Origin of the sequence: Enterobacter sp. MALB-1 (assembly GCF_041021625.1) — a bacterium.
In the GTDB taxonomy this organism is placed as follows: domain Bacteria; phylum Pseudomonadota; class Gammaproteobacteria; order Enterobacterales; family Enterobacteriaceae; genus Enterobacter; species Enterobacter oligotrophicus.
This window is the reverse complement of record NZ_JBDPJL010000005.1, coordinates 1-6409: the sequence shown is the minus strand read 5'-3', so window position 1 is coordinate 6409 and position 6409 is coordinate 1. Positions and strand designations below refer to the sequence as shown.

Annotated in this window: 9 protein-coding genes; 8 read left to right on the top strand and 1 reads right to left on the bottom strand. The window is 53.9% G+C overall.

What is annotated here, in order from left to right:
- The 7 genes from ABGB15_RS22515 to ABGB15_RS22485 form a co-directional block, all read left to right on the top strand.
- A partial coding sequence (locus ABGB15_RS22515; RefSeq protein ID WP_369064419.1) for a type IV secretory system conjugative DNA transfer family protein occupies positions 1-1785 on the top strand: 1785 nt, incomplete at its 5' end.
- Positions 1785-2525 carry a MobC family replication-relaxation protein gene (mobC, locus tag ABGB15_RS22510; protein ID WP_369064418.1) on the top strand — a complete coding sequence of 247 codons (741 nt, stop codon included), beginning with the start codon at positions 1785-1787 and terminating at the stop codon, positions 2523-2525. The genes ABGB15_RS22515 and mobC, both read left to right, overlap by 1 nt.
- Complete coding sequence (locus tag ABGB15_RS22505) at positions 2525-2707, top strand: hypothetical protein (protein WP_369064417.1); 183 nt, start codon at positions 2525-2527, stop codon at positions 2705-2707. Before mobC ends, ABGB15_RS22505 begins: the two co-directional genes overlap by 1 nt.
- A gap of 66 nt (positions 2708-2773) precedes the next feature.
- Complete coding sequence (locus tag ABGB15_RS22500) at positions 2774-3025, top strand: type II toxin-antitoxin system Phd/YefM family antitoxin (protein WP_135495637.1); 252 nt, start codon at positions 2774-2776, stop codon at positions 3023-3025.
- Positions 3015-3299, top strand: a complete 285-nt coding sequence (locus tag ABGB15_RS22495; RefSeq protein WP_135495636.1) for a type II toxin-antitoxin system RelE/ParE family toxin — start codon at positions 3015-3017, stop codon at positions 3297-3299. The genes ABGB15_RS22500 and ABGB15_RS22495 overlap by 11 nt, the downstream gene beginning before the upstream one ends.
- An 88-nt stretch (positions 3300-3387) precedes the next feature.
- Complete coding sequence (locus ABGB15_RS22490) at positions 3388-3942, top strand: STY4526/YPO1902 family pathogenicity island replication protein (protein ID WP_369064416.1); 555 nt, start codon at positions 3388-3390, stop codon at positions 3940-3942.
- A 47-nt stretch (positions 3943-3989) separates the two neighbouring features.
- Positions 3990-4778, top strand: a complete 789-nt coding sequence (locus tag ABGB15_RS22485; RefSeq protein WP_369064415.1) for a hypothetical protein — start codon at positions 3990-3992, stop codon at positions 4776-4778.
- Positions 4779-4991: 213 nt separating this feature from the next.
- Here the strand turns inward: ABGB15_RS22485 and ABGB15_RS22480 are convergent, their stop codons facing one another.
- Positions 4992-5162, bottom strand: a complete 171-nt coding sequence (locus ABGB15_RS22480) for a replication initiation protein (RefSeq protein WP_369064414.1) — start codon at positions 5160-5162, stop codon at positions 4992-4994.
- A gap of 971 nt (positions 5163-6133) precedes the next feature.
- Between ABGB15_RS22480 and ABGB15_RS22475 the strand changes: the two genes are divergently transcribed.
- The coding region (locus ABGB15_RS22475; protein ID WP_369064413.1) for a hypothetical protein at positions 6134-6409 on the top strand (276 nt) is incomplete at its 3' end.

The following is a 6409-nucleotide window of genomic DNA, read 5'->3' as shown; positions in this document are numbered from 1 at the left end:
CGTCGCCGTCTGTACCGTTATGCCTTCAGCTCGCTGGGGGTGGTTACGCTGTTTTATGTCGTCCTGTTCATTTCTGTACTGTGTGTTGGTATCGGAATGGATATGGTTGGCGCTCCTTACGACCGGAATGATTCCATCCGCTGGCTGTTCCTGCCCTGGAATAACTATGGCGCGGCGTGGATTGTCGGCGGGGTGCTGGCTGGCAAAGTGTTGTCACGTCTGGTGCGGTTTATGTGGGTTGATGCCTGGCTGGGAAGTGAAGATCAGCGAGTTAACGCACAGCTTGCCGCTGGCCGTAAAAAAACCGCGCAACGCAAGGGTGCCCTGACTGACGTCAGGACGCTGGCATTTGGTGAACGGGTACATTTTGACCCGTTGGAGTATTTCGCTCCGGCAAAGGCGCGAGATTCGGTATTTCTGGGGCTTGATGAACAGGGTGAGCCGATTTACATCGCCCGCGATATCTGGAAGAAAACCAACATTCAGATCCTGGGGGTTCCGGGTTCCGGTAAGAGCGTTATGGCAACGAACGCGCTCGTTCAGTGCGCAGCCGGCTATGGTGATGCGGTTGTGTATTTCGATCCGAAAAATGATGAATTTGCGCCGCACGTCTTCCGGGCGCACTGTGACCGTTTCCAGCTGGTCGATCTGCGTAAGGGTAAGCCCGCGCAGATTAACCCGTTCGGCGGAGTCAGCACCTACGATCTTGAAAACCTGCTGATTGCAGGCTTTAACCTGGCAGAAAATAACGACCTTGCTGATTTCCATAAAGTGAATGAGCAGCACGCCGCCAAACTGATTGCACGGCAGTTCCCGGGGGGAGATGCAAACATCAGCAGCATTCTGGCGGCGGCTCACCAGCTCCCGGACGAGCTGAAAAAAGAGGCTAAAGGCTTTATCCGCAAGCTGGAGAACGTTGCAGAACTCAGCGCCCTGCAGACGGCTGGCGGCGTTAACATCGAGGCCGTTCTTAACGGTGGTGGCGTCCTGTATATCGTGGGTTCCACGGAGGACGAGAGCGTCATCCGTCTGCAAAAAATGCTGTTCGCCCGCTGTGTGCAGATTATCAACGGTCGTGAACAGCCGACGCAGGTTGCTCCGGTCAACCTGATGGTGGATGAGATTAAATACCTGCTGTCGAAATATGTCGTTAATGCGCTGGGTACTGTCCGTAGTAAGGGCGCTCATCTGCTGCTTGCGCACCAGTCTCTGGGGGATTTCGGTCAGTGTGGCGCCGATCTGAACCCGGATTTTGTGCGAACCGGTATCACGGACAATACCCCGATTCGCTGGTTTTACCGTGCCAGTAACTTCGAGTCGGCAGAGTGGGCCAGCCAGCAGACAGGGGAAATCCTTGTCGATACCGAGCGCCGGAAGGTATCGAGCGAACGCGGCAACGTTGAGCTGGTCGGGCATGATGTGCAGCTCCAGCAGGATAAGCGCTACCTGTTCGATACCAACATGATTCAGCACATGCCGGATGGTTTCGCCGTTCTGACGGGGCTGGGAACGGCAAAACAGGCTTTCACACATCACATTGCCGTGAACCCCGCCCCCATCGCATTAAGCGAGGCGGTTGCACTGGTAAAACACGACCCGATCGCCGCACTCTATGATGACGTTCCAGACGCCCCAGAATTCGACCTGAGCGATTATGATGCGATGGGTATGCAATGGGGTGTTGATGCCGGAGAAAAGCCCGCAGAGGCGCATACAGGCGAGAATAAGCCCGCTTCCGGCACCGTTCAGGAGAAAAAAACAAGTTCATTTGAGGAGCTGTACTGATGTCTGCTGCTGTTGATTACCGAACGGACTACAAGAAACGCATGGCGCGGAACGAGGAGAAGATCGATATCGTGCTGCGCTTCCTGCGCGACGAATACTGCACCACTGCGGAGATGGTCGCGCAGCTGCTTGGCGTGGAGGCTATACAGCCTGTTTATCGATTCCTCAACAAGATGACCGACAAAGGTTATTTGCGGCATCACAATTTCATGATTGAAGGGCGCAGCGTGCGCCTGTGGGGGCTGACGCCGCACGGCGTTGCGTTCTCCTTTGCGGATGATGAGCCGTTAGAAGATTTAACCGCGTTTCAGCCGTCATCGGTCGCGGTCAGCACGCTGGCGCACAAACTGGATATTCAGCGAACCCGGCTGCGCATGGAGGCCAGGGGCGCAACGAACTGGCGCTACATGAATGCCCTGAAGAGTAATGGCCTGAAGCAGCCTGACGCGCTGGCTACGGTGGACGGGAAAACGTTGGCATTCGAGATCGAGCGCACCGTGAAAAGCCGCAAGCGGTACAAAGAGATCGTGTCGAACTACCTGTTTAACCGCAAAGCGCACGGAATTGATGAAATCTGGTACATCTGCCCGGATGCGCGTTCGCGTCTGCGGGTGGAAAAGGCCATCACGGGCGTGGATGAAATCGTCCATCCGACGACCGGAGAAGCCCGGAAAACTGCAACCCTCGACCCGGCGCGGCTTTTTGCGCCATTTAAGTTCAAAACACTGGAGGAACTTTGATGTTCAGGAAAAAGAGAGAGTTTATAGACGGGCAGGAATACGCAGTAATCACGCGCTATTACCTGCGGATCGGTCGCCGTGATGTGTCCGTCAGAAAGCTGGCATATCTGGCGCTTTTTGTGGCGCTACTGGTTCTTTTTGTCGCTAATAAGCCAGAAATATTATTACCCGTTACGCAATAAGGTGCTTTTTGTGGTGTCTTTAAAGGTGCTATAATGGGTTTTGTTTGATTGATGAGAGGATAATTTATGACGTATCAGATTCTCACCAGCACCGCGGCAAGCATTACCGATTTGAAGCGTAACCCTATGGGAACTGTCGCAGAGGGCGAAGGGAATGCGGTTGCGATTCTGAACCGTAATGAACCCGCGTTCTACTGCGTACCGCCAGAGCTTTACGCCTATTATCGCGAGCTGGCGGAAGATGCCGAACTAAACGCTATTGCAGATGAACGCATGAAAAACCCGGACGTCGTGAGCGTGTCTCTCGATGACCTATAAACTCGACTTTGATCGCCGGGCGCTCAAGGAGTGGAAGAAACTGGGGCATCCAGTCCGGGAACAGTTCAAGAAAAAGCTCGCTGAACGGCTGGAAAATCCCCACGTTCCGGCGTCGCGTCTGAGCGGGAGAACTAACCGCTACAAAATCAAACTGAAATCATCGGGCTATCGGCTCGTGTATGAGGTTTGCGACGACCGGATTGTGTTGCTTGTGATTGCTGTAGGAAAGCGTTCCGGGGATGACGTTTACGACCAGGCAAACAGCCGACAATGATTTAAGCAGTAAATAACCTGACGCGGCCTGCCGGAGCTTGGACCCTCCGACTGACCGCTAACCACAACCAAAACTGAGGATTTTGATCATGGCTAACGTTAGTCTAACCGATGCTTTACCCCGTTTTCATGCTGATGTTATGCAGCAGATGCTTTTAAACCTGGCGAATCTTCCGCTGACAGCGGCGGTAAGGCTGGGTATATCGCGGGATTTCATCGCCGCTATTCAGCGTATGAACGTCGGAGAACTACGGGAGTTTGCTGTTTATTACGCCCAGTACCATCTGACAATGCAGGTCGATCTTGCGGAGCTGCACGAGCTGATTGATCGAAAAGACTCTGAACGCGCATTTATCCAGGAGCTTTTGGGGGCTGGTGCGAGCAGGCCGCAACTCGTTAAGTGGTTTGGTCTTTCGGAAACGGATATCAGCCGTTTGCGGTATCGCTACAACCTCCCACACAAGGGAGGTGACTGTTACGTTATTCCCCCCTCCGAACGTGCAAAGGTCAAAGAAATCTATCAGGAACATCTCAGCCGCTGGAATGATGATGCACACGCAGAAGCCAGGGCGATGCTCAGTACATCGCGCACTACGGGCTACAGCATTCCACAGGTAACGCGTGTTATTGAGAACCGGCTTTAAATTTCTGTCCCCCTCTGCTGAGGGGGAACTTCCCGCAAGGACGTTACATGCGAACTTTAAAAATCTTTCTTCTGGCGTTGTTTTTCCTGCCTCTTTCAGCTCTGGCCACGCCCGACGCATCGGATGCCAGCGATCCTAATTCACTGATGGTCGAGGCGCTGGAGGCTCCGCTTCGCTCGATAGATGCGGCTATAAAAAGCATTGAGAACGGCGACTCTCCAATGCTGGCAGCCCAGCAGTTAGGGCAACAGGCGCTTATGGCCTGGCAGGCACTGCAAACCTTTCAGGCCATACAGGGAAACACATGGCAGGCTAAAGTCATGAAGCCGATTTACTTTGTGACCGGGGCTTTTCTGCTGTTCGTGGGCTACACGCTGGGGGTTCTGATGCCCTTTGTGCCGCTGATCGCTTTTATTGGCGGGGCGCTTTTCTGGTTTGTGTATGTTGTGACTGGCACCACGATGGCCTCGTTCTTTGCTCTTGCCTGTATTGGCGGCGATGCATTGCGCCGCCGGGCTTACATCGAGCAGCTTATCAGCTGTATGGCTGACGTTATTCTGCGTCCCTCTCTGATGGTTATCGGGTTCACGGCTGCGGGTATGATAGCCAGCGGGCTGCTGCATCTGGTCTTTCTGTTTGCGTTCCCGTTCATCCTCGATATTTTGCCTGTGTCTTTCCTGGGGATTCTGGGCAAGCTGGTCGCCCTGATGATACTGGCGCGTATATGTGTCGGGGTGGTTATATCGGCATTCACGCTGGTTATCGCGCTGCCGGATATGGCGATCAATTTTATGGGGGTGGCATCAAAAAGAGTGCGGGTTTTATGGCGGGTGTAAAAGGATCTGCTTGTGATCCTTTGATCCGAAAGGTAATCTCCAGCCCTGTAAACAAAAAAACCACCGCTACCAACGGTGGTTCGTTTGCCGGGATTCAAAGCTACCAACAATGAATTCCGAAGGTAACTGGCTAAAGCAGAGCGCAGATACCGAGGTAACTGTCAACGGGGGGTTAGACAAGTTACCAAAACTGTCCTTCCAGTGTAGCCGCAGTCAGGCCACCACTTCAAGAACTCTGTAGCACCGCCTACACATTGCCGCTCTGCTAACCCAATTACCAATGGCTGCTGCCAGTGGCGTTTTTACGTGTCTTTCCGGGTTGGACTCAAGACGATAGTTACCGGAACAGGCGCAGCAGTCGGGCTGAACGGGGGGTTCTTGCACACAGCCCAGCTTGGAGCGAACGACCTACATCGAGCCGAGATACCACAGAGTGAGCTATGAGAAAGCGCCACTCTTCCCGAAGGGAGAAAGGCGGAAAGGTATCCGGTAAGCGACACGGTCGGAACAGGAGAGCGCAAGAGGGAGCCATCAGGGGGAAACGCCTGGTATCTTTATAGTCCTGTCGGGTTTCGTCACCACTGACTTGAAGCGTCCATTTTTGTGATGCTCGTCAGGGGGGCGGAGCCTATGGAAAAACGCAGCGCGCATCCTTTAGCTTTCGGGCGTCCGTTGCTCCTTTTGATCTCCGGTTCCTTTGCGCTTCCTCGACCTGACAGATTCGCCAGTGCTTCGCAATGGCTCCCTAATCAGGTCTTGCGGCGAGCGCTACATACGTTCATGTTATTAGTTTTAACATCAGTTTCTTGATTAACCTCATTGACTCTCCCACTTCTGTCACCTACCTTTCGCCCTTGTCAGGGCGATAAACCCGCCGCGCTAGGGCGCGTCAGGTTTCAGGGGTAAACCCTTTCGTAAAGCGGGCTGGACGCCCTCTTCTCTCAAGCGTTTACCCCTCTTTCTGGCTTAGGTCGGCTGGACGCCGCCCACACCAGAAATTCACCCGGCCCCCGTCAGGCTCACGCCTGACCAACCCAAAAAATCCGCTCCTGAACGTCGCGTCTTTCTTGGGTTGGTCAGGCGGCGCTAAAGCTTGCCCTGACGGGGGCCGAGACACCAGAAACCACCACTCTGGGGAGTGGCGCTTTCTTCTCACACGCTGGGGCGTGTTCGTTGTCTCTCCGGTGCTGCGCATTTCACGCTGGGGCGTGAAGTTGCTGGCATTTATGACGAAGCTGAACGCAATCGTCATAAACATGAACGAGCCATTCAACGCTGGGGCGTTGCCTGACTCTCATCCAGCTGGGGCTGGATGTCATGCCGACTGCATCGTCTGTTATTTTCGGGAAAGGGTTATGCACGATTTCAATCTGATTGAGCGGTGGTATCTCAACTTCACCTCTGACTATCTGTTCCCGCTGGCGGGTCTGGTTTATCACGAGTGGTACAAGCTGTTTGTTTTATTCATGTTCGTTGCGTTCTGGCATCAGCTGGGGCGGGTGGTCTTTCAAAACCTGAGCTATGTTGGCCTATCAAAGGCGGTGCTTGATGCTGCCCGTAAGAGTTCCGAAACAGGTATTTCTTACTCGCAGGAGAGCAAGCTGGACAGCCCGCCGAGGGTTATTCTCGCG

Excerpts from the sequence above, each read along its gene's own strand:
- mobC (WP_369064418.1), top strand. The coding sequence starts at position 1,785 with ATGTCTGCTGCTGTTGATTACCGAACGGACTACAAGAAACGCATGGCG.
- ABGB15_RS22505 (WP_369064417.1), top strand. The coding sequence starts at position 2,525 with ATGTTCAGGAAAAAGAGAGAGTTTATAGACGGGCAGGAATACGCAGTA.
- ABGB15_RS22500 (WP_135495637.1), top strand. The coding sequence starts at position 2,774 with ATGACGTATCAGATTCTCACCAGCACCGCGGCAAGCATTACCGATTTG.
- ABGB15_RS22495 (WP_135495636.1), top strand. The coding sequence starts at position 3,015 with ATGACCTATAAACTCGACTTTGATCGCCGGGCGCTCAAGGAGTGGAAG.
- ABGB15_RS22490 (WP_369064416.1), top strand. The coding sequence starts at position 3,388 with ATGGCTAACGTTAGTCTAACCGATGCTTTACCCCGTTTTCATGCTGAT.
- ABGB15_RS22485 (WP_369064415.1), top strand. The coding sequence starts at position 3,990 with ATGCGAACTTTAAAAATCTTTCTTCTGGCGTTGTTTTTCCTGCCTCTT.